Below are 19,744 nucleotides of genomic sequence, written 5' to 3' on the forward strand. Positions count from 1 at the left end.
TTAAAGCCATCGTGGAAGCAACTGTTCAACTACTTTCACAAAGCCGATCGCAATTTGAATCAACGGCCAACCCACAAAACAAATTAACACCGCCCAGCGAGTTTGAATATCCAAACCTTGGCGAACCGCCACAATTACAGCTAGCAAACTCCACACAGTTAATATCCGCTCTATTCCTTCTCCCAGCAAAGGAATTAACGTTAAGAAATTCAGCACTTGAGGGGCGTAGGCAAAGCCGATCGGGACCAGCAACTCCTCATAAGTTACGTGTCCCGGTTTCAGCCACTCCCCGATTTTAAAGATAGTGAAAGTCCAAAAATAATAACCCCCTACGACTGCCAAACCATCTATCCAAAGTGCTAAAAATAACACTGATAGCTCAGTTCGATTGATTAACAAAATGACGGCACTGCCCAAAACGCGGGACACCGCAGCTAAAATCACAATTGTTAAAGCTATCCGCTTAGTTCTGCCAGTGTAGGGAGTTTTTTCGTAAAAATTGCCGTTCAAAGAAAGTGCGTTCCAAAGCGTTGCGCCCAAACCTGCAATTGAATCTTCTCCCTTCACGTTGAACTCCTGCTCCTCAAGATAGTTGACAATTTTTACAAAATAAGGTCTAATACAGCAGAATCACCGAACTATTTCTACGTAATTAGGTAATTAATTGGCATTCTACCAGATTTTCTTAAATGCTAAGATTGATTTTACGGATACTTGCATGGCTGCGCGGGGGAAGTTTAAATTTGTTGCTCATCGCAGGTGTAATCCTGATAATTTGGGGTATTCTTTCGCCGGTGGGGACTGTTATATGGTGGCTGAATCAAAGTGCCGAAACTTTTGGTATCAAGAAAAATCCGCCGGAGATATTGCCCTCTAAGAAGGCCAATTTAGAAGCGCGTAAGTCTTCGCCACTCAATTGTTATATCATTTTTTTACCGGGAGTTGGCGATTTTTCTGGGGACGAATTAACCCCTGGTGAAGAGTTTTTTCTCAAGCGTTTAGTTAAAAGTCACCCGCAGTGCGTAGCAGTAGGCGATGTTTTTCCTTATTCCGCGTCTAACAAAAGTTTAGGAGGAGAGCGGTGGCTAGCTCCTTTTTGGCGGTTTGCAGAACAGGCAAAAAGCGGGCCGATTGCGGGGGATATATTCATCAAAATTCGCAATCTCTGGAGGTTTGCAATTTCTCTAGATTATCGCTACGGCTTTGCATACAATCAGGGAATTGCTAATGTAATTATCGATCGCATGAATGCTCAATCTCCCATTTCAATTAATGCTCAACAACCTTTGAAAGTTATTTTAATTGGCACTAGCGGCGGCGCACAAGTTGCTTTGGGTGCTACTCGCTATCTTAAAGAATGGCTGAAAGCAGAAATTACGGTTGTTTCGGTTGGGGGCGTGTTTTCGGGAGAGAAGGGTTTTGCAGAGGCCGATCGCATTTTCCACTTTCGCGGCACTCGCGATTCAATTGAGGATATTGGAGGCATAGTTTTTCCGAGTCGCTGGTACTGGTACGCGACTTCTCCTTTCAACCAAGCTCGTTTGCAAGGCCGCTATGCAGCAGCTTTCAGCGGCCCTCACAAGCACGACGGCGATGAGGGATATTTTGGGGAAAATCTAGCAGCGGATGGTAAAAAGTATGTAGATATAACGCTGGACAAGATTAATCAATTGCCTGTTTGGTCTGAGGGCGCGTCCGATTGATGAGTTCTTGCATATTCGATAGTCATTAGTTATTAATTTTGTCATTGTTCGTTCTGCGTCTCTTGAAGCTTGGCCTTGTTGCCTTCCAGTCTCTACCTCCTCTTCGCAATTCCCGATGCCCGATGCCCAATTCCCTATTCCCTATTATCAATGTCTCGACCAACATTATATATTGCCATCACAAATCACGGATTCGGCCATGCTGTCCGAGTCTCTTCCGTAGCTGCAAGAATTCAAGAATTAAATCCAGATATTTTACTAATTATCACAACAACAGCACCTCGCTGGCTGCTAGAATCTTATATTGGCGGCGACTTTATCCACCGTCCCCGCGCTTTTGATGTCGGAGTCGTGCAAGCTGACAGTTTGAATATGGATAAAGACGCGACGCTGGAAAAATTGCGGGAAATTCGGAAAAAGCAAAATTCCCTAATTGCCAGCGAAGTTAATTTTATCAAACAAAATCGGGTGGGTTTGGTGCTGGCAGACATTCCTCCTTTGGCAACGCGAATGGCGGCAGCGGCTGGGGTTCCTTGCTGGATGATGAGCAATTTCGGGTGGGATTTTATCTATCGCGATTGGGGCGGGGAATTTGTAGAAATGGCAGATTGGATTGGTGAATGTTTCGGAATGTGCGATCGGCTTTTTCGTCTTCCTTTACACGAACCGATGGCAGCTTTCCCAAATATTCAAGATGTGGGCTTGACTGGCGGCAATCCTCGCTACAGTAACGAAAAAATTCGGGAAGTATTCGGCATCGAAACACCGCTGGAAAAAACTGTATTGTTGACTTTCGGCGGATTGGGTTTAGAGGAAATTCCTTATCAAAACTTACAGCACTTTAGCGACTGGCAATTTATTACTTTTGATGCGGAATCTCCCGATTTGCCGAATTTGATTAATGTCAAAAATCAGGAGTTTGCACAATCTTTCCCGATTTTACCGCGTCCAGTTGATATTATGCCTGTCTGCGGGCGCTTAGTTTCTAAGCCGGGATACAGCACTTTTGCGGAAGCTTTGCGCTTGGAAATACCTGTTATTTCTATAATGAGAGAAGGTTTTGCAGAAGCTGCGGTGTTGCTGGAAGGGATTCAAAATTATGCGAAACATCAAATCTTGACGGAAACGGAGTTTTTTGAGGGGGATTGGGAGTTTTTGCGACAACCGCTGCATCCGCCGCGTTTGTCGAGTAAATTGGAGAAAAATGGTACGGAGACGATCGCCCAAGCTGTTGTAGACTATTTTTCATAAGTCCGATTAGAAAAGGATCTTACAAAAACAAAGTCTACCTCCACCAACAGAAGAGTTTGGCATCAGTCTCATCCAAAATCTAAAATCTAAAATCTAAACTCGAATGAATCACTATCAACAGATACTCAAGATTCAAACTACAGGGAAATCTCTGTGCAAAATCACTCCTAAGATAGAAGATGCGGTGACGAATTCAGGTATTAAAACGGGACTTTGTAGCTTATTTTTGCGCCACACTTCTGCTAGTTTGGTGATTCAAGAAAATGCTGACCCGGATGTACTTAAGGATTTGGCTAACTTTTTGGCTAAACTGGTACCGGAGGGCGATCGCTACATTCACGATGCGGAAGGCCCAGACGATATGCCGGCGCACATTCGCACTGCGCTGACTCATACTTCTGAACAAATCCCGATCGATCGCGGCAGGTTATTGTTAGGAACTTGGCAGGGAATTTACCTGTGGGAACACCGCCAGCGGGGCCACATTCGCGAATTAGTTGTTCACGTCAGCGGCACTTGATGGGAATTTGTACCTCGCTGATTTTAGTTGCTTCCGGCGTCATCGGGGAATTGTAAAAAAAACGGCGCGGCGGCCCGACTATTTCGTATTCAGGATGTTCTTGAAGCCAATCTTTGAGTTTTTGGAGGTTATTTTCGTAGCTTTCCCAAGTGTAGGCCCCGCGCACGCCGATGCTGACAACCGTCATCGGCGAAGTATCCGTGACTTCTACAGCGGAGTTAACGCTGCTGGGGGCGATATTTGGTGCGGGATAGAGGAACGAAACTTCTGCTTGGGGAACTGCATCGATTTCCCCGGAAGTTGCAGTGTAGCGCGCTTCTACTGGCGTTGTCATCGCAATTTGGTTGTTGCTGATGTGTTGAAATAAGGGATTGAAGGCGATGCCAGTGGCTTGTCGCAAATCGCCCGCGTGGGTGTAGGTGACAGCGCGGTAGTGAGGATATTGCTTAACTTCTATGACACCAATCTGTGCGGGTTCAGGGAATCCAGTAGGTAATACCATTTGAGATTTAAAAGTTTAGATTTTACATTGAATAATGGGGAAGACTGACTCCGCAAGGGTTTGGAACTTGCTTGCAGTTGCATTATTTTTGGCAACTGGTATAAATAGGCTGAGATTGTTTGCAGACAATCGTTCAGGTGGCACAATTAGTTTAGCAGTTATTTAAGGCGGTGCTAACTATCGATCGCCTAGAATTAGTTTAGAGATTATTAATTAACCTCGTAATAATACGGACGGCACTGAGTAAGCAGAGAAACATTAATCTAGTGGTGCTTGAAAAATTAGTGTTTTCAGGCGTTTGCTATTTGTGTCGGAAAATATTCGGCTGTTGGGCCGATCGAGCTGTGCGTTCTCAGTTATTGGGACGCTTATCGCGTTCAGTAACGCCTATCAATTATACCGCTTTCAGGGAATGACGTATGAAAAAGATTCTAGTGATTGAGGACGAGCAAGTAATTCGGGAGAATATTCTCAAACTCCTCAAAGCTGAAGGTTTCGACGTGACGGGTGCAGAAAATGGAGCAAAAGGTTTATATGCGGCGGCATCAAATCTTCCCGATGTGATTATTTGCGACGTGATGATGCCAGAACTTGACGGATATGGGGTGCTGGTGGCCTTGCGATCGAATCCTGTTACTGCTACAGTACCTTTTGTTTTTCTGACTGGTAAAGCCGATCGCTCTGAAATGCGGCAAGGTATGGAATTGGGAGCAGATGATTACCTGACTAAACCTTTTAGTAAAGCTGAACTTGTGGGCGCGATATCGAGCCGATTGAAAAAACAAGAAGCTGTGGCCGAACAGTACCATAATTTGCGATCGCAAGGCAGCGAATTTATCCAAAATACTGCCGACAAATTAGATCAGATAAAAACTGGTTTGTGCAACGCACTGGAACGAGAAGAATTCCAAGTTTACTATCAGCCGCAAGTCAATGTCCAGACAGGTAAAATTATGAGCGCAGAAGCTTTAGTGCGCTGGGTACATCCAGAAAAAGGGTTGATTTCGCCCGCAGAATTTATTCCCCATGCCGAAGAAACTGGCTTCATTGTACAATTAGGCGAGTGGGTTTTGCAGACAGCTTGCAAGCAAATGCAAGTTTGGCAAAATGCTGGTTTTTCGCTTCGGATAGCGGTGAATCTGTCGCCACGCCAATTTCACCAACCGGATCTCAGCACCAGAGTTGCCCAAATTTTAGCAGAAACTGGCTTGGAAGCGAGCAGTTTGGAATTAGAGCTGACAGAAAGTTTGATGGTAGAAGATGCCGAAAGTGCGATCGCCACTTTGCAACACTTGAAAAATTTGGGAGTTTGTATATCTCTTGACGATTTCGGAACTGGGTATTCTTCTTTAAGTTATTTGACGCAATACCCCTTCGATACTTTAAAAATAGACCGCTGTTTTATCACCAATATCACTGATGGTTGTACCAATGCAGCGATTGTGAAAGCTATTATTGAAATGGCGCACAGTCTCTGTCTTGAAGTAATTGCCGAAGGAGTTGAAACAGAAGCCGAAAAAGATTTTCTCTGGCGCTATAAGTGCGATATAATGCAAGGATATTTGTTCAGTCCTCCTTTGGCCGCGGCGGATTTTGAACAGTTGTTGATGGCAGGGAAATAAAATATTTATTAAGTCAATATTTAGCAGATCATTAAGTGTGATCGGGGGTCGAATATGGTTTTAGAATCCAGCAGTAACGTTGACTCACTCAAATCCAGCAATAAAAACAATAAGGAGTTTTACCTAGCTGTTCAATTAGCTATAGTAATAGTGTTTCTAGCTATTTTGTCCAAATTTTTTATCATAGTCAACGCTGGAGAACGGGGCGTACTGATGCAGTTTGGTAAAGTGCAAGAACAGGTACTCGGAGAAGGACTTCACGTAATATTCCCCACAGTTTATACTGTAAAAAAGTTGAGCGTCAGGGTGCAAAAACAGGAAAGTTCCGCTGAAGCTTCTTCAAAAGATTTGCAAGATGTTTTCACGGATGTAGCGCTCAACTGGCATATTATCCCAGAAGAAGCAAATGCTATTTTTCAACAAATAGGTGACCAGAAAGAAGTCATTACTCGCATTATTGATCCGGCTGTTGAAGAAGTATTAAAAGCAGTTATGGCAAAATACACGGCTGAAGAAATTATTACTAGACGGGGAGAAGTTAAAGCCGCAGTTGATGATTCTTTGACCTTGAGGCTGGTTACGTATCACATTGCCGTTGACGATATTTCTTTAGTACACGTTCACTTCTCTGAGCGGTTTAGCGAGGCAGTGGAGGCGAAACAAATTGCCGAACAGGAGGCAAAAAGAGGGGAGTTTTTAGCGCTGAAAGCAGCTAAACAGGCTGACGCTAAGGTGAATTTAGCCAAGGGAGAAGCCGAAGTGCAAAGGTTGCTGCGGGACAATTTGACTCCCGAACTTTTGGAAAGGCAGGCTATAGAAAAATGGGATGGGAAATTGCCACTGATTGTTGGTGATGGGGGTAAAAATTTATTGGACTTGAGGAAATTGGTTGAGAGATAATTATAATGCAGGACGCACCGGTGGCCAGAAACCGGGTTTCTTTACAAAAATACACCACGTTTAGCTTTTTACGTCGGTAAAAAACCCGATTTCTTGAGTATTCGTGCGTAAGTCCTGAATTACGAATTACCAGTATCTTGACTTAATATCTGTTCAAAAGCTTTAGTAATTCCCGTTTGAAAACGCTGTCGGTGCTTCAGTTTTAAAACTGGTTTAATTATTTCAAAACATACATTAGAACTTGGTTGGCTATCTATAATTTTAATCGATCGTAGTGTAGATAGCTGCAATTCTTTTTTTACCATCAATTCAGGAATAGCCGCTGCACCTGTCCCACTTTCCACCACTGCTTTTACCATTTCACTGCTGTTCAAAACTAAAGTTACATTCAATTCATCGGGATTAATACCCCAACTTTGCAAAGCTTGTTCCAACATTTGCTGAACTCCAGAACCAGCTTCTCGCATCACCCAATCCGTTTTCCCAATTTCCGCTAAACTCACATCGGTTCGTTCAAACCAAGGGTGAGATTTACCAACTACAATCAGCAAGCGTTCGCTGCCTACCACTTCTTCCTCCAGAGTGCTCTTAAGCGAAGCTTTGATGTCTCCCGTCACTAAACCCAAATCAAATGTTCCCGTCGCTGTGCCTGCACAAATTTCTTCGGCATTTGCCAGAGTACAATTCACGCAAATACCAGGATATTTCTGTTTGAATGTGCTAAGTTTATCAGGCAACCAATAATTGCCAATCGTCAGACTGCAACCCAATTTTAAATCGCCTCGCTGCAAGTCGTTCAACTCCCGCAAACCTCTCTCAGTCAAAGCAACTTGGTCAAGAATTTTCTGCGTTTCAATTTGCAGCAACTTCCCGGCTTCAGTGATTTCGATGTGGCGGCCGATGCGGTGAAATAGTTTTACTCCATATTGCGCCTCTAAGCTTTGGATTGTCGCGCTGACAGCGGGTTGGGTGATGTAAAGTTCCTCTGCAGCGCGGCTGAAGTGCAGGTGTTCCGCTACAGCTAGAAAAACTCGCAGTTGGTCAAGCGTCATTCCGGCCATTCTGAGCGTTCCTTTACTAAATACAGTTATTTTTTGAGATAAAAATCTATTGCTGCTAAGCTTTGACCTGAACTTTTCGATCGACTCTATTATACAGGTTGGAATTGACAAGAAAGCACGGTTGCCAGCCGCTATTTAAACTTTCCTTTTAACGTCAAGGGTTTGAACTTTTGGGGACAGATAGATCTCGTATTCCAACAGTTATTTTCGAGGCGGCACTGCATCACTTGTATTTATTAATTCGATAAAAAACAACATTTGATTCTACCCCAGAAGAGCCTTAAGGTGATACTTAAGCTTCTAACGCAGGGCCCAATGCTGAAGCAGCACCGACAAGTTTAAGCCGATCGCCAAAAGTTGATCGACAACAAGAGAGAAGATAAATGACTAAGAAAACGCCAAAAAATCAGAGTGCCCACGGCTTAAAGCCGGACTGCCTTTCCTTCGGGGAGGTTTTAGCTCAATCCTTTGCCGTCATTGCACCTACAACGATACCAGCCTCTAATATAGGGTTAATTGTCGCTCTTTCAGGTAACGGGGCTTGGCTGAGTTTTGCGATCGGCTTGATGGGCCTAGTATTTGTCAGCATCAATATCAACCAATTTGCCAGTCGATCGGCTTCTGCAGGTTCTCTTTATTCTTATATTGTTAAAGGATTAGGCCCGACTGCCGGCGTAATTTGCGGCTGGAGTTTGGTACTGGCTTATTTATTTACTGCGATGTCCGTTTTGTGTGGTTTTGCCAACTTTACGGGTATTTTCATCGGTCATTTAGGCATCCATCCGTCACCGATTACGCTGTTAGCGATCGGGGCGGGGGTTGCTTGGTATGCAGGTTATAAAGATATCCAACTCTCAGCTATGGCGATGCTATGGCTGGAGGGGGCATCAGTGGCAGCTATTTTTATCTTGGGAATCATCATCTGGGCGCACAAAGGTTTTGCCCTGGATATGTCGCAATTAACTTTGGAAGGCGTAACTCCGGGGAACATAGCGACGGGACTTGTATTAGTAATGTTTGGTTTCTCTGGTTTTGAAAGTGCTACATCTCTGGGCGACGAAGCGAAAAAACCCTTAAAAAACATCCCCAAGGCTGTCATGGGCAGTGCTGTCATGGCAGGCTTATTCTTCATTCTGATGACCTATATTGAGGTTTTGGGTTTTAGCGGTACTGGAGTTTCTATTACTAATAGTGAAGAACCTCTGACTTTTCTAGCGCAACAAGTCGGGATGGGTTGGCTGGGAGAGTTAGTGGCTTTCGGCGCTTTATTTAGCTTTTTTGCTTGCGTGCTCGGCAGCATCAATCCAGCGGCGAGAGTGTTTTTTATGATGGCGCGGCACGGTTTGTTTCACTCTTCATTAGGTGTAGCGCATTCATCTAATAGAACTCCCCACGTTGCAGTAACGATGTGTACATTTCTGACATTTTTGGTTCCGGCTGTGATGTCTATGTTTAACATCAAGCTGTTCGATTGTATGGGTTATTTGGGGGCAATTTGCAGCTACGGATTTTTAACCGTCTACGTCTTAATTTCGATCGCAGCCCCGGTTTACCTGCACAAAATTGGTAAATTGCGTGTGCGGGATGTAGCGTTCTCGGCTGTGGCGATCGCATTTATGATGATTCCCATTGCGGGCAGCGTCGGCATTCCAGGCAGCACTATGTTCCCACCTCCAGAAGCTCCTTACGATGCCTTTCCTTACTTGTTCTTAATGTACTTGGTGGCTACTTGCGGATGGTTTTTCTGGCAGCGGCTGCGTTCTCCTCAACTGGCGGGCTCGATGCAGCAGGGTATTGACGCAATTCATGCCAAGTTCGAGGAAGAAAATGCAATTTATGGTGGTGTTCGATTGAAAGCCGTTCCCTTTGACAGCGATCGTTTTTGATTAACAGCTACCAGTTCGCTGTTCGGAAAAAGAGTTTTTAAGCAACTGGGTTTTTACTGAGATATTGCAGCATTGTCGCTCGGCATTTCAAGGGGATTGCTCAAGTCAACAGCCCACAATAAAATTTAATTTTTGTGGAACGGGCTTCTTGCCAGTTCCGAAGATACGATACCAGCAAGTACAACCAAATAAACAATCTGAGGAGACACAGAAATGAATGAATTACTAACAGCAATTTCTACGGGTATGACAGCTTTTACAGCTACGAATCTTGACGATATTCTGATTCTGCTGCTGTTTTTCTCGCAGGTGAATGCAGTATTTCGGCGCAGACATATCGTCTTCGGTCAGTTTCTGGGCTTTACTGCACTGGTTTTGGCTAGCCTTCCGGGGTTTTTTGGCCGCTTAATTTTTCCGCCAGATTGGATCGGAATGCTGGGTTTGCTGCCAATTGCGATCGGGCTTAGCTGCTTGCTGAATCCAGAAACTGACGATTCGGAAGCTGAGGAAGAATTAGAGCAATCTGAGAGATCTTTTTTTAGAAGTTTTCTGTCTCCTCAAACTTATAGCGTAGCAGCGGTGACGGTGGCAAATGGGGGCGACAATATCGGGATATATGTGCCGCTTTTTGCTAGCAATACTTTAGAAAGTTTGGCGGTGATTCTCGGCGTATTCTTCACGATGGTGAGCGTTTGGTGCTACGCTGCTTATCGGTTAATTCAGATGCGGGCGATCGCGGATAATTTGACTCGCTACGGCAATCAGCTTGTGCCTTTTGTTTTGATCGGATTGGGAATGGCGATTCTGGTGAAAAGCGGCACTCTGGCCAGTCCAACTTTAAGTATAATATCTTTAGTGGGTTGCGGTTTCTGTTTGATAACTATGAGCAGAGGTAACGCCAGGGAAACTGAAGTCTAGAAAAATTGCAGGGACAGCACATGAATTGGATTGCAGCAGCGATTATTGCCGGGATTACATCTTTTGCCGCAACCAATATCGACGATATGGTGATTTCGATGCTGTTCTTCGCCCAGGTAAATGATACTTTCCGCCCCCGGCATATCTTTGTGGGTAAGTACCTCGGATTTGCAGCACTCATCGCTGCTAGTTTGCCCGGTTTTTTTGGCGGTTTAATTGTGCCTAAAGCTTGGATTGGCTTGCTGGGTTTGGTTCCGATCGCGATCGGCATCAGTCACTTAGTCAAGAGAGAAAATGAGGAAAATGACGTACAAGCAGTATCGGGCGAATTTAAGCGTCAATCTAACTCATCTGCTGTGTCAAAACTCGCGAATCTTTTCAATCCCCAAACTTTGAATGTAGCTGCGGTAACAGTGGCGAACGGGGGAGACAACATCGGCATTTATTTGCCACTGTTTGCTAGCAGCGATTTGCCGAGCTTGGTGGTGATTTTGGCAGTTTTCTTGGTGATGGTAGGTGTTTGGTCTTATGCCGCTTACTGGTTAACTAGCCACAGGGCGATCGCCCCTGTTTTGACTCGCTATACTCAGGCTGTTGTCCCTTTTGTATTGATTGGCTTGGGAATATTTATTCTGATTGAAAGCGGTACTTATCGCCTGCTCCCGCCCTTTCAATCTAACTAAAAATTAGCCCCGGTTCCGCTACTTACATCCCTCTATAGATAGATAATTTTTACGACTTCATAAGTTCTAACTCATCATTTTTACCTTACAAATTATTTTATTAAAATGGTGTTTAAATTACTTGCCATATATTACCAAATATGCTAATTTAATAATGAAGTAATTGACCGAGCTAAAAGCAGCTTCAAACTAATTTAGCCTCGAATTTTTACGAAAGTTCAAGCCATATTGTGAGCTAGCGAGTTGCCCGACTTAGGCAAGAATATACCTGTCATTTCACTAAATCCTGTAGTGGTGAATCCAACTCAGCTAAAAACTTGAGGAGGAATCCTTAAAATATCGCCCGAACAATTCGCCACTACCCTACCGAGATTGAATTTGACAAGAGGTAGAATGCTAAAAAACCAGATTTTTCGATGCAGCTAAATTTGGCCGCTCAGGCAAACAAGTTAAAGAGAGCTGGTTTTGGCCTAAGTCCTAAAATAGCAAGCGAACAGAAAGTTGAAAAAAACCTGACCATCGAGAAAAGGAGAAAAATTGTGAAAATCTTCAAATTTGTTTTAGTGCTCTTGGTAATGACCGCCAATTTAGTATTCGTTCCCCCATCCTGGGCAGACGCTCCAAAAACGCCGAAATATGCGAGCAATCCCGATTACATAGAGGTGACTCAAGCCCTGAACACTCTCAAGACAGCGAAAGATGCGCCCAATCTCGCCCAGACTTATACCCCTGAGCAACTTCAGCAAAAAATCGCTCAATTGGAGTTTCAAAAATACACTTTAGAAACTGGAAAACCTTGGGGTCAATGCCGCAACGAGACCGGGAAAACCCTGGCAGTCTACGGCCCGAAAGGCAAAAAAGCCGCTTCTTCTACTTACGAGAATGGCCTTTATTTTCTAGCTGATGGCCAAACAACTGAACATAAATGGGATTGCGATGGAATTTATCTACCCAGCGATATCAAAGCAACCGATTTAAGAACGACCGATCAACCTTCAGAAGAATTGACGGGGGGTCTAGCTGTTAAGATAGTTGACGGAACTCAAGTTGTAGCCAGAGCTAATCCCGATACGGGGGCTGTAGAATTCAACGTTCCTACTGCTAAAGTTTTCCAGCCTGGGGATGCGAATTGGTTTGTTCCTGATGTGACTCAGGCTTACATAGATACGCAAGTTCCCAACGCACCTACTGAGGAAAATGATTAGTTTTGGTGAAGTTGTAATGCGATGGGCTATGTAAAGCCCGTTGCAACGCAAAATCCGCCGGGTATAGATACCAGGCGGATAATCGTCCCAGCGAAAATATATCGGTTTACCTTCTCATTTCCCGTTAAAATTAAAATGTTTCTGTATGCTATTAAATTGGAAATCCACAAAAGTAATTACAGAAAAGATTAAGCGACCAAATCCGTCGCGGGTGCGGGATCACTTGGCAAACGAGCGCACTTATTTAGCATGGATGCGGACAGCAATATCGCTGATGGGTTTTGGCGTAGTTATCGTGCGCCTTCGCGCCTTCCATCCCCCTCTGCTGCCAACTCCGGGCAATGGTTGGAAGTTGGGTTTGCTTTTTTCAACAGTGGGTTTGCTGACGGTGCTATTATCAACTAAGCACTACTTCGGCGTCCGCCACGATATCGATTACGATACTTATGAACCTACCGATCGCTGGGTAATTCTTTTCAGCCTCGCGATCGCCATCCTAGGGGCTGGCGTAATTTATTATATGTTCACCATTCCTTCTAGCTTAGAAGGTTTGATGGCACCAGAATAATGGCGGTGTTTTTATATCAATCTTCAAGAGTTCGATCGCGTGCAATTATCGTTCCAACCGATGCAAGTAGATGATGAGAAACCAAACCAGCAAAATCTGTCGCGGGCGATCGATCGATCGGCAAATGAGCGCACCTTCTTAGCATGGATGCGGGCAGCGATCGCCCTCATGGGTTTTGGCGTCGTCATCATTCGACTTCGCGTCGTGCAAATGCCCGTACATTACCGCCAGGCGATGGGGTGGAAGTTGGGTTTAATCTTCTCTCTAATAGGTTGGGCGACAGTCTTAATCTCAACTAAGCATTACTTCACCGTTCGCCACCAAATTGACCATGATACCTACAATCCCCCAGACGCCATGGTTTTATTTTTCAGTTTTGCTGTGGGCTTATTGGGGATTGGAGTAATTTATTCGATTTTGGCAGTCGCCCTGGGCCCAAGTAGTTTTGTAATACCCGATTGATTGTCAACAGGAGTTAATCATGAACAGCGATACAGTTGCCACGATCGCTTCCATTATCATCTTATGTGCTGCTATCTGGGCAGCATTCGCAGTGCTGGAGACTGTCGCGAAAATAGTCCCTAAATTGCTGGGGGTGACAGTCGCGATCGGGCTTTTGCTCGTTTACCTGCAATTTTACTGGGGCATCGACACTGCCTATCTTTGGCAAACTGTCAAGCATTTGCCTGAAACTTTCAATTTCTCGATCGGCGCCTAAACTATCACTAGCCAGCATTCTCTACTACCTCTTCCGGATAGATATTTTTGTATCGGCAACAAAGTATATTTAGCCGATCCCACAAAATACGGTAACTTGATTGACTTACTAGACATAACCGATTTGGGCTGTTAAACTACGGTAAGTCGATCGAGTTATGAGCTATAAACGTGGAAAACGCTAAAAAAGTAATTGAAGAGTACCAGCTTCCAGGACAACCGGCCCAACAGTTGCCAGAAGCTAAGGGCTTTAACGAAGTGTGGTTTAAGAAAATCCGAGGCGGGTTGCTTCTAGCAATTGGATATTTGCTATCACCGCTGTGTTGGTGGAACGACATATTTTTCAATCTGCCAATTGCCTACGCCTTTGGGTATATCTGTAGTTGGCTTTCCCCAGATTTACTGTTTCCTTGCACAATTGTCGGCTACTGGCTTTCCAATATTGCCGGAATTCTGTTGATGCAGCTAGGAACTTTAGATGTTTTGGCCGACAAACCGAAGGAAAAAAGCCTCAAAAAAGAGTTATTGACGGGTTTAGTTTCCTCAACTGTCTTCACGGTTGTCATTGTGGCATTGATTCATTTTAATGTTCTCGAAACTCCCGATTTCTTTTCTGGCCAGCAGTCTGTTAACCTCAGCTCTGCTTTACCTATGACGATCGTCACTGCCAGGTAGAAAGCCGAATATAAACCCCTAAATAAATCGAGGGTTTTTAATCAGTTACACAGGTACATTTTAAAAAAATCAGGGAGTTTTTACACTACAATTTCTGTAGTTTTGTTTATTGGCATTTACTTACTTGATACCAAAAAATTGTTGTTGAAGGTGCAACAAATGTAAATCCTTCAAAAGACAATTTTTGGGTATAAATATTGAAATGCAAGTGAATTTTAGCCTGTGTAGCTGTGTTGCAGGAGCCACCCAAGCAAGTTATCTATTTGTTGGTTGGCAACGCTTAAATACACACTTTTTGGGCATAACAGTGAACTACTTCTTACTATCCTTTCTCAGCTTTTTTGTGGGTATTATCGTTGGTTTGACCGGAGTTGGCGGAGCCTCACTCATCACCCCAATGTTAATTTTTGTTTTCCAAATTCCAGCATCAATTGCTATTAGTTCTGATGTCGTAGCTGCTACACTGATGAAAGTTGTTGGCGGCTTCAAACACTGGCAGCAAAAAACCCTAGACTTGCAAGTAGTTAAGTGGCTGGCTTTGGGCAGCGTACCCGGTTCGCTGACGGGCGTGTGGATTTTACACTGCATCAAATCCAGCGGAAGTCAGGACTTAGACAGCATATTGCTGCGTTTTCTCGGAGTAGCGATCGCACTAATTGTCGCTTTATCGCTGAGCCAATTAGTGGTCAAAACATTTTTCCCTAAGTTTAAATTGCCTTCGCCCGCTAAATGGGACTTAAATACTAATTATGGCCGTATTTGTACTGTGAGTGCGGCAGCAATTTTAGGCTGCATAGTGGGAATCACTAGCGTGTCTTCCGGTTCGATGTTTGCACTGTTGCTGATTGCTTTTTTCCGCCTGGATACTTCTAAATTGGTGGGTACAGATATTTCGCAGGCGGCAATTTTGTTGATGTTTACATCTCTGGGACACCTCAGCCTCGGAACAGTAGACTGGAGTTTAGTTTTGCCAATTTGGTTGGGTTCGGTGCCGGGAGTTTTGGTAGGGGCTAAATTCTGCCAAATTATGCCTCAACGCCCGCTAAAGTTTGTTATTTACGGAATGTTGGCGATGGCTAGTTGGAAGTTGTATCAAGTCTGAAAAGTAGGGTAAATGTCAGGAGTATTGCTGTCAACAAATATGCGCTTTCCCAGCAGTCCGCCAGGGAATTAATTCCCTGGCGGTCTTTCGGGTTAAGCTGATAGCAATATCGCAGTAATGACGATCGCCTAACCTACAATTTAATAATTGCTGACTAATGCTTCGAGTTCGCTGACTGTAGGCAATTCTAAGTCTTTGAACAAGGCTGTACTGAGGTAGCGTTCGCCATAAGAAGGCTGGACAAAAACTATCAATTTTCCAGCATTTTCGGGACGCTTGCCGACTTGAATTGCGGCATACAAAGCGGCGCCTGCAGAAATTCCTGACAACAATCCTTCTTCTCTGGCTAGTCGGCGACTGTAAGCGATCGCATCTGCGTCGCTAACTGCGATAGTTTCATCAATTAACTCGGTTTTCAAAACTTCCGGGATGAATCCTGCACCAATCCCTTGAATTTTGTGAGCACCAGATTTGCCTCCAGAAAGCACGGGGCTGCTTGCGGGTTCAACTGCAATTACCCTAAAACTAGACTTTCGCGGTTTAATTACTTCAGCAACTCCCGTAATCGTACCGCCAGTGCCAACTCCAGCAACTAAAAAATCTACTTTACCTTCTGTATCTTCCCAAATTTCCTCGGCCGTTGTCTCCCGGTGAATTTTTGGATTAGCGGGGTTGCGAAACTGTTGCAGCATGAAAGCGCCGGGGGTTTCTTCTACAATTTCTTCCGCACGGGCGATCGCGCTTAACATTCCTTCATGTCCCGGAGTTAATTCCAACCGAGCTCCGTAAGCTTTCAGCATAGATCGGCGTTCCGTACTCATCGTATCCGGCATTGTTAAAATCAGACTGTAGCCTTTCGCCGCCGCGATCATTGCCAAAGCTATTCCAGTATTGCCTGAAGTCGGTTCAACTAAAATAGTTTTCCCCGGTTGAATTAACCCCGCATCTTCTGCCGCCTGAATCATGCTCGCTGCAATCCGATCTTTCACAGAAGCAGCCGGATTCATCCCTTCCAATTTGGCCACAATTTGAGCAACTACTCCTTCGGTTTGGGGAATTTTATTGAGCTGAACTAAAGGAGTTCTGCCAATTATTCCTGTAACATCCTTAGCAATTCTCATGGCTTAATTTCTCTCCCCTTAAATGTAGTACATGGGATGTGCTTGTTTGCGAACATCCCGCTGTTCGCACAAATCTTGTAATGTGTATTTCCCCAAAACAGCCCAAGATGCCTGTTGAGCTTCCTGCCATATTTCTAGCACCGCAGTTTTTTCTATTGTTACAGATTCCGAAACTTTTTGGGTCTGGCCACTGCCGTCGCCTTCGAGTGTCGAAAACACCTCTAGCAAAGTAATCTGCCAAGGCTCTTTCGCCAGCAAATAACCGCCTTTAGCACCCCGCAGACTCTGGACAATACTTGCACGCCGCAGCACGGCAAGAATTTGGTCTAAATAGCGTTCCGGTATGTCTTGAGAAGCAGTAAGTTCGTTTACTGTTAGGGGCGAATCCTTCGGGTAGTGGCTCGCCAGTTCCAAGAGCGCTAACAGGGCATATTGTACTCTAGAAGATAGTTCCACATTCCCCACTGGCGATCTAGTTTAAATTGTACATTATATCATAGTACACAATTCCGGTAGATGTACAGGTGTTAAGATATTTTTATTACAAAAACGGTTGGAGAAATCCCGTGAGCAACGTAAATGTAGGTTTAAGCTGTCGTCACTGTCGGTATTACGAACAGCACGGGCACAGGGGCGGAAACTGCCTGATGCTCGGCGTGGGGGTACAGGGTGGGTGGAAAGCTTGCTCATTCTTGGTTCCGCCCTTTGCACCGTCTTGGGAATACCCAGAAGCGGGTAGATCCCGAAAGTCTCAAATGTTGCAGGGAGCGAGTATATTAGAGGCAATACCGCCCCCTTAAAGTAACTGCTAAGTAGGTAGGCGGATATATGCTGTCTCATCGTTAAGTTTATTCATACTCACCTACTTAACGGCAGTTAACAGGTGCGAGATATCGCATCTGTTGGCAGTGAGAAGAAATAAATTCACATAAATAAAAAAGCAAGTGCGATCGTCGCACTTGCTTTTAAACTTATTGACGAGTCGATGAGAAAATTTAATTAACGCACATTCGCTACAAATTATCTGTTGCCCAGACCATTCTGAATTTGATCGAAGATTGCACCGTCAGCAAAGAACTTGCTTTGCGCCCCCTTCCAGCCACCCATATCGCTGACTGTAAACAGTTTGCCAATTTTGGGAAACTGACTGCTAAATTGTCCGGCTACCGTCGAGTTAACAGGCCGAAAACCCACCTTAGCAAATTCTTGCTGAGCTTCCGGCGTGTAAAGATATTTCACAAAAGCCTCCGCTACTTTAGTAGTTCCATGTTTAGCTGCGTATTTATCGACTACAGCGACGGGGTTGTCAATGGAAATATTGACTTGGGGGATGACGAAGGGTTCGGTTTCACCCTTCTGTTTCGCCAACAGAATTTCGTTTTCATAGTTGATCAGCACATCCCCTTGGTTTTGTTTGTAGAAGACATCTGACGCTTCGCGGGCATCTTTGGGAAGCACTGGCACGTTTTTATAAACCTGGCTGACAAAGGTGCGGGCTGCTTGTTCGTTTCCTCCGTTTCGAGTTACGGAACCCCACAAAGCTAAGAAGTTCCAGCGCGCGACACCAGAGGTTTTGGGATTAGCAGTAATTACTTTGATACCGGGTTTGGCTAAATCTGCCCAGCCTTGGATTTTTTTGGGATTTCCCGGCCGCGCTACTAATGCTACGACTGATTTGCTAACAATCCCGCTATTTGGCACTTCTCGTTCCCAACCCGGTTTAATTAGACCAGCTTGTTGGATGCGATCGGTATCGAAAGCCAGGGATAGATGCACTACATCAGCTTCCAAACCATCAATCACAGCACGAGTTTGGGAACCGGAACCGCCGTAGCTTTGGCTAAACTTGACATTCTGGTTATTTTCTCGTTTCCACTTCGCCACAAAGCCGGGAATGATTCTTTCGTAGGCGGATTTGGTAACAGCAAAGGAAACTAAGGTAAGTTCGACATCTTTAGGTTGCTGGCTGATTGCAGGCTGAGGGATTAACCAGCTCAAGCCTAAACCTATTGCAAAAAAGAAAGTAAAAACTTTGAACAGGGACGATTCCAACAACTTTGCTGGCTTCAGAGAAAAATCTGCCGCAGGATTCTTTTTTCCCGATGGCAACAAAATTCTATCTTTTCGACGATGATACCACATTAAGGAGAGTTCCTTTTGTTGTTTGAGTTTCTGGTGAATTGAGCGCAAAACTTAACGTAATGCGCTGGCAAGCAGTGCAAATGCAATCCGATTATATTTGCCAGGAATATCTATAAGATTTCGCTAGGGCACGAATTTTTGCCAATGGTAACAATGACACTATTGAGAGAGTTTTTTGCCCGCATTTGGGCTTCGCACTCAAGGAGTGAGCGCCAACTCTCTCTACTTTATTTAACAGACTACACGATTAAATACTTAATGTCTATAGGTGAACAGTATTTTGTTGCTTGCTTAATTCTGGAGTCGGAGGAGCGATCGCACTTTAACTCCCGTAACACTAGCCACTTCATCAGCAGCAATCGACAGCCCACGGTGTCAACTGATGGAAGCAATGCCGATAAAAAAAGCGCCGAGATTGCAGCCAAAAGCTAGCAGCGCTCCAAAGGCAATCAAAAATATGTCACAAACTCCATAGAAGTTTTTGTGAAATAAAGATGATACAATATCTGGGGTTGAAAAGGTTAACAGTTAACTCTTAAGAGTTAATAACCTTTTATATTTCGTAGTGCCAAACCTCGGAAGGTTGTAGAATAATCTGGTGGAGCGGCAGACGATCGATCAAGCCTTGCTGCTCAAAATGACCGAGGGTGCGAGTGACTGTTACGCGACTTGTACCGATGATTTCTGCAATGTCCTGATGGGTTAAAATCATATCGATCAGATGTCCTTGCTCTACCTCAGAACCAAACCTCTTAGCCAGCCAAGTTAATAGTTGATAGAGCATAAAATCAACTCTTTTGTAACCTCGCATTACCATGAAATTTTCAGCCTGCTGAATGTGATTTAGCAAAATATCTCTATTTAGCCAGCGATCGCCCGATAGTAAAATTGCTTCGACTTTAGTGAGGCATTCAATTTGAAAAGGATCGCATTTTGATATCGGTTTGCCGATCGTATCACCAGGCCCCCACAATCCCAAGGTGATAATTGTGCCATCTTCAAGCCATGTTACAGTTCGCACTACTCCTGTTTCAATTCGCCACAGAGCATTGCTCCTGTTGGGCAAGCGCGAGCGACGAGAAAATATATGTCGGCTCGTTTCATCAAAAGTTTTAGTCGAAAGAGAAGCAATAGTCATAGCCAGTTACTGAAAGAATAAAAGTTATTT

General features: G+C 44.4%; 23 protein-coding genes. 16 read left to right on the forward strand and 7 right to left on the reverse strand.

Going from position 1 to position 19,744, the window contains the following annotated elements; genetic code table 11:
- Complete coding sequence (locus QUA40_RS04245; protein ID WP_333122040.1) at positions 1-567, reverse strand: hypothetical protein; 567 nt, start codon at positions 565-567, stop codon at positions 1-3.
- A 122-nt stretch (positions 568-689) separates the two neighbouring features.
- Here QUA40_RS04245 and QUA40_RS04250 point away from each other — a divergent pair, with 122 nt between their 5' ends.
- The 3 genes from QUA40_RS04250 to QUA40_RS04260 all read left to right on the forward strand — a co-directional run bounded on the left by QUA40_RS04250 (position 690) and on the right by QUA40_RS04260 (position 3,474).
- Entirely contained in the window at positions 690-1,703 is a 1,014-nt protein-coding gene (locus tag QUA40_RS04250; protein WP_333122042.1) for a hypothetical protein, read from the forward strand.
- Between the two features lie 150 nt (positions 1,704-1,853).
- Entirely contained in the window at positions 1,854-2,954 is a 1,101-nt protein-coding gene (locus tag QUA40_RS04255; RefSeq protein WP_333122043.1) for a glycosyl transferase, read from the forward strand.
- Between the two features lie 103 nt (positions 2,955-3,057).
- Complete coding sequence (locus QUA40_RS04260) at positions 3,058-3,474, forward strand: secondary thiamine-phosphate synthase enzyme YjbQ (protein WP_333122044.1); 417 nt, start codon at positions 3,058-3,060, stop codon at positions 3,472-3,474.
- Here QUA40_RS04260 and QUA40_RS04265 read toward each other — a convergent pair.
- Positions 3,461-3,976 (reverse strand): heme-binding protein, encoded by a 516-nt coding sequence (locus tag QUA40_RS04265; protein WP_333122045.1) that lies wholly within the window; start codon positions 3,974-3,976, stop codon positions 3,461-3,463. The two genes, QUA40_RS04260 and QUA40_RS04265, sit on opposite strands and share 14 nt — an antisense overlap.
- 419 nt (positions 3,977-4,395) lie before the next feature.
- Between QUA40_RS04265 and QUA40_RS04270 the strand changes: the two genes are divergently transcribed.
- Positions 4,396-5,598 (forward strand): EAL domain-containing response regulator, encoded by a 1,203-nt coding sequence (locus tag QUA40_RS04270; RefSeq protein WP_333122047.1) that lies wholly within the window; start codon positions 4,396-4,398, stop codon positions 5,596-5,598.
- Between the two features lie 54 nt (positions 5,599-5,652).
- Complete coding sequence (locus QUA40_RS04275; protein ID WP_333122048.1) at positions 5,653-6,498, forward strand: prohibitin family protein; 846 nt, start codon at positions 5,653-5,655, stop codon at positions 6,496-6,498.
- Between the two features lie 119 nt (positions 6,499-6,617).
- On the opposite strand, the gene QUA40_RS04280 is transcribed toward QUA40_RS04275, so the two are convergent.
- Positions 6,618-7,550: a LysR family transcriptional regulator gene (locus QUA40_RS04280; protein ID WP_333122050.1), complete on the reverse strand. Its 933-nt coding sequence runs from the start codon at positions 7,548-7,550 to the stop codon at positions 6,618-6,620.
- Positions 7,551-7,942: 392 nt separating this feature from the next.
- On the opposite strand from QUA40_RS04280, the gene QUA40_RS04285 reads away from it, so the two are divergent.
- From QUA40_RS04285 to QUA40_RS04325, 9 genes are all read left to right on the forward strand, one after another.
- Entirely contained in the window at positions 7,943-9,445 is a 1,503-nt protein-coding gene (locus QUA40_RS04285; RefSeq protein WP_333122052.1) for an APC family permease, read from the forward strand.
- A 213-nt stretch (positions 9,446-9,658) separates the two neighbouring features.
- The gene (locus QUA40_RS04290) at positions 9,659-10,363 is read left to right on the forward strand and encodes a cadmium resistance transporter (RefSeq protein ID WP_333122054.1); all 705 of its coding nucleotides are present in this window, start codon (positions 9,659-9,661) and stop codon (positions 10,361-10,363) included.
- 20 nt (positions 10,364-10,383) lie between these two features.
- On the forward strand, positions 10,384-11,046 hold the full coding sequence (locus tag QUA40_RS04295; RefSeq protein WP_333122055.1) for a cadmium resistance transporter: 663 nt from the start codon (positions 10,384-10,386) through the stop codon (positions 11,044-11,046).
- A 539-nt stretch (positions 11,047-11,585) separates the two neighbouring features.
- Positions 11,586-12,251 carry a hypothetical protein gene (locus QUA40_RS04300; RefSeq protein ID WP_333122056.1) on the forward strand — a complete coding sequence of 222 codons (666 nt, stop codon included), beginning with the start codon at positions 11,586-11,588 and terminating at the stop codon, positions 12,249-12,251.
- 145 nt (positions 12,252-12,396) lie between these two features.
- Positions 12,397-12,819, forward strand: a complete 423-nt coding sequence (locus tag QUA40_RS04305; protein WP_333122058.1) for a DUF202 domain-containing protein — start codon at positions 12,397-12,399, stop codon at positions 12,817-12,819.
- Between the two features lie 39 nt (positions 12,820-12,858).
- Entirely contained in the window at positions 12,859-13,281 is a 423-nt protein-coding gene (locus QUA40_RS04310; RefSeq protein ID WP_333122059.1) for a DUF202 domain-containing protein, read from the forward strand.
- A gap of 19 nt (positions 13,282-13,300) precedes the next feature.
- Positions 13,301-13,537, forward strand: coding sequence for a hypothetical protein (locus tag QUA40_RS04315; protein WP_333122060.1), 237 nt, complete (start codon positions 13,301-13,303; stop codon positions 13,535-13,537).
- Between the two features lie 170 nt (positions 13,538-13,707).
- On the forward strand, positions 13,708-14,211 hold the full coding sequence (locus QUA40_RS04320) for a hypothetical protein (RefSeq protein WP_333122061.1): 504 nt from the start codon (positions 13,708-13,710) through the stop codon (positions 14,209-14,211).
- Between the two features lie 307 nt (positions 14,212-14,518).
- Entirely contained in the window at positions 14,519-15,313 is a 795-nt protein-coding gene (locus QUA40_RS04325) for a sulfite exporter TauE/SafE family protein (protein WP_333122062.1), read from the forward strand.
- A gap of 140 nt (positions 15,314-15,453) precedes the next feature.
- Here QUA40_RS04325 and cysK read toward each other — a convergent pair whose 3' ends face one another.
- Together cysK and QUA40_RS04335 are read right to left on the reverse strand one after the other, a co-directional pair.
- Complete coding sequence (gene cysK, locus QUA40_RS04330; protein WP_333122064.1) at positions 15,454-16,434, reverse strand: cysteine synthase A; 981 nt, start codon at positions 16,432-16,434, stop codon at positions 15,454-15,456.
- Between the two features lie 18 nt (positions 16,435-16,452).
- Positions 16,453-16,890 (reverse strand): Rrf2 family transcriptional regulator, encoded by a 438-nt coding sequence (locus QUA40_RS04335; protein WP_333122066.1) that lies wholly within the window; start codon positions 16,888-16,890, stop codon positions 16,453-16,455.
- A 110-nt stretch (positions 16,891-17,000) separates the two neighbouring features.
- On the opposite strand from QUA40_RS04335, the gene QUA40_RS04340 reads away from it, so the two are divergent.
- Complete coding sequence (locus tag QUA40_RS04340) at positions 17,001-17,234, forward strand: hypothetical protein (protein ID WP_333122068.1); 234 nt, start codon at positions 17,001-17,003, stop codon at positions 17,232-17,234.
- Between the two features lie 220 nt (positions 17,235-17,454).
- Here the strand turns inward: QUA40_RS04340 and QUA40_RS04345 are convergent, their stop codons facing one another.
- Positions 17,455-18,576, reverse strand: coding sequence for a sulfate ABC transporter substrate-binding protein (locus QUA40_RS04345; RefSeq protein WP_333122070.1), 1,122 nt, complete (start codon positions 18,574-18,576; stop codon positions 17,455-17,457).
- Between the two features lie 153 nt (positions 18,577-18,729).
- Here QUA40_RS04345 and QUA40_RS04350 point away from each other — a divergent pair, with 153 nt between their 5' ends.
- The gene (locus QUA40_RS04350) at positions 18,730-19,008 is read left to right on the forward strand and encodes a hypothetical protein (protein WP_333122071.1); all 279 of its coding nucleotides are present in this window, start codon (positions 18,730-18,732) and stop codon (positions 19,006-19,008) included.
- Between the two features lie 121 nt (positions 19,009-19,129).
- Here QUA40_RS04350 and QUA40_RS04355 read toward each other — a convergent pair whose 3' ends face one another.
- The gene (locus QUA40_RS04355; protein ID WP_333122072.1) at positions 19,130-19,714 is read right to left on the reverse strand and encodes a Crp/Fnr family transcriptional regulator; all 585 of its coding nucleotides are present in this window, start codon (positions 19,712-19,714) and stop codon (positions 19,130-19,132) included.
- Positions 19,715-19,744: the final 30 nt, after the last annotated feature.

The organism is Microcoleus sp. Pol11C3 (genome assembly GCF_036701485.1).
Classification (GTDB): domain Bacteria; phylum Cyanobacteriota; class Cyanobacteriia; order Cyanobacteriales; family Microcoleaceae; genus Microcoleus.

What these genes read in the sequence shown, in the direction of transcription:
- QUA40_RS04250 (WP_333122042.1), top strand. Translation starts at nt 690, where the DNA reads ATGCTAAGATTGATTTTACGGATACTTGCATGGCTGCGCGGGGGAAGT.
- QUA40_RS04255 (WP_333122043.1), top strand. Translation starts at nt 1,854, where the DNA reads ATGTCTCGACCAACATTATATATTGCCATCACAAATCACGGATTCGGC.
- QUA40_RS04260 (WP_333122044.1), top strand. Translation starts at nt 3,058, where the DNA reads ATGAATCACTATCAACAGATACTCAAGATTCAAACTACAGGGAAATCT.
- QUA40_RS04265 (WP_333122045.1), bottom strand. Translation starts at nt 3,976, where the DNA reads ATGGTATTACCTACTGGATTCCCTGAACCCGCACAGATTGGTGTCATA.
- QUA40_RS04270 (WP_333122047.1), top strand. Translation starts at nt 4,396, where the DNA reads ATGAAAAAGATTCTAGTGATTGAGGACGAGCAAGTAATTCGGGAGAAT.
- QUA40_RS04275 (WP_333122048.1), top strand. Translation starts at nt 5,653, where the DNA reads ATGGTTTTAGAATCCAGCAGTAACGTTGACTCACTCAAATCCAGCAAT.
- QUA40_RS04280 (WP_333122050.1), bottom strand. Translation starts at nt 7,550, where the DNA reads ATGACGCTTGACCAACTGCGAGTTTTTCTAGCTGTAGCGGAACACCTG.
- QUA40_RS04285 (WP_333122052.1), top strand. Translation starts at nt 7,943, where the DNA reads ATGACTAAGAAAACGCCAAAAAATCAGAGTGCCCACGGCTTAAAGCCG.
- QUA40_RS04290 (WP_333122054.1), top strand. Translation starts at nt 9,659, where the DNA reads ATGAATGAATTACTAACAGCAATTTCTACGGGTATGACAGCTTTTACA.
- QUA40_RS04295 (WP_333122055.1), top strand. Translation starts at nt 10,384, where the DNA reads ATGAATTGGATTGCAGCAGCGATTATTGCCGGGATTACATCTTTTGCC.
- QUA40_RS04305 (WP_333122058.1), top strand. Translation starts at nt 12,397, where the DNA reads ATGCTATTAAATTGGAAATCCACAAAAGTAATTACAGAAAAGATTAAG.
- QUA40_RS04315 (WP_333122060.1), top strand. Translation starts at nt 13,301, where the DNA reads ATGAACAGCGATACAGTTGCCACGATCGCTTCCATTATCATCTTATGT.
- cysK (WP_333122064.1), bottom strand. Translation starts at nt 16,434, where the DNA reads ATGAGAATTGCTAAGGATGTTACAGGAATAATTGGCAGAACTCCTTTA.
- QUA40_RS04345 (WP_333122070.1), bottom strand. Translation starts at nt 18,576, where the DNA reads ATGTGGTATCATCGTCGAAAAGATAGAATTTTGTTGCCATCGGGAAAA.
- QUA40_RS04350 (WP_333122071.1), top strand. Translation starts at nt 18,730, where the DNA reads ATGACACTATTGAGAGAGTTTTTTGCCCGCATTTGGGCTTCGCACTCA.
- QUA40_RS04355 (WP_333122072.1), bottom strand. Translation starts at nt 19,714, where the DNA reads ATGACTATTGCTTCTCTTTCGACTAAAACTTTTGATGAAACGAGCCGA.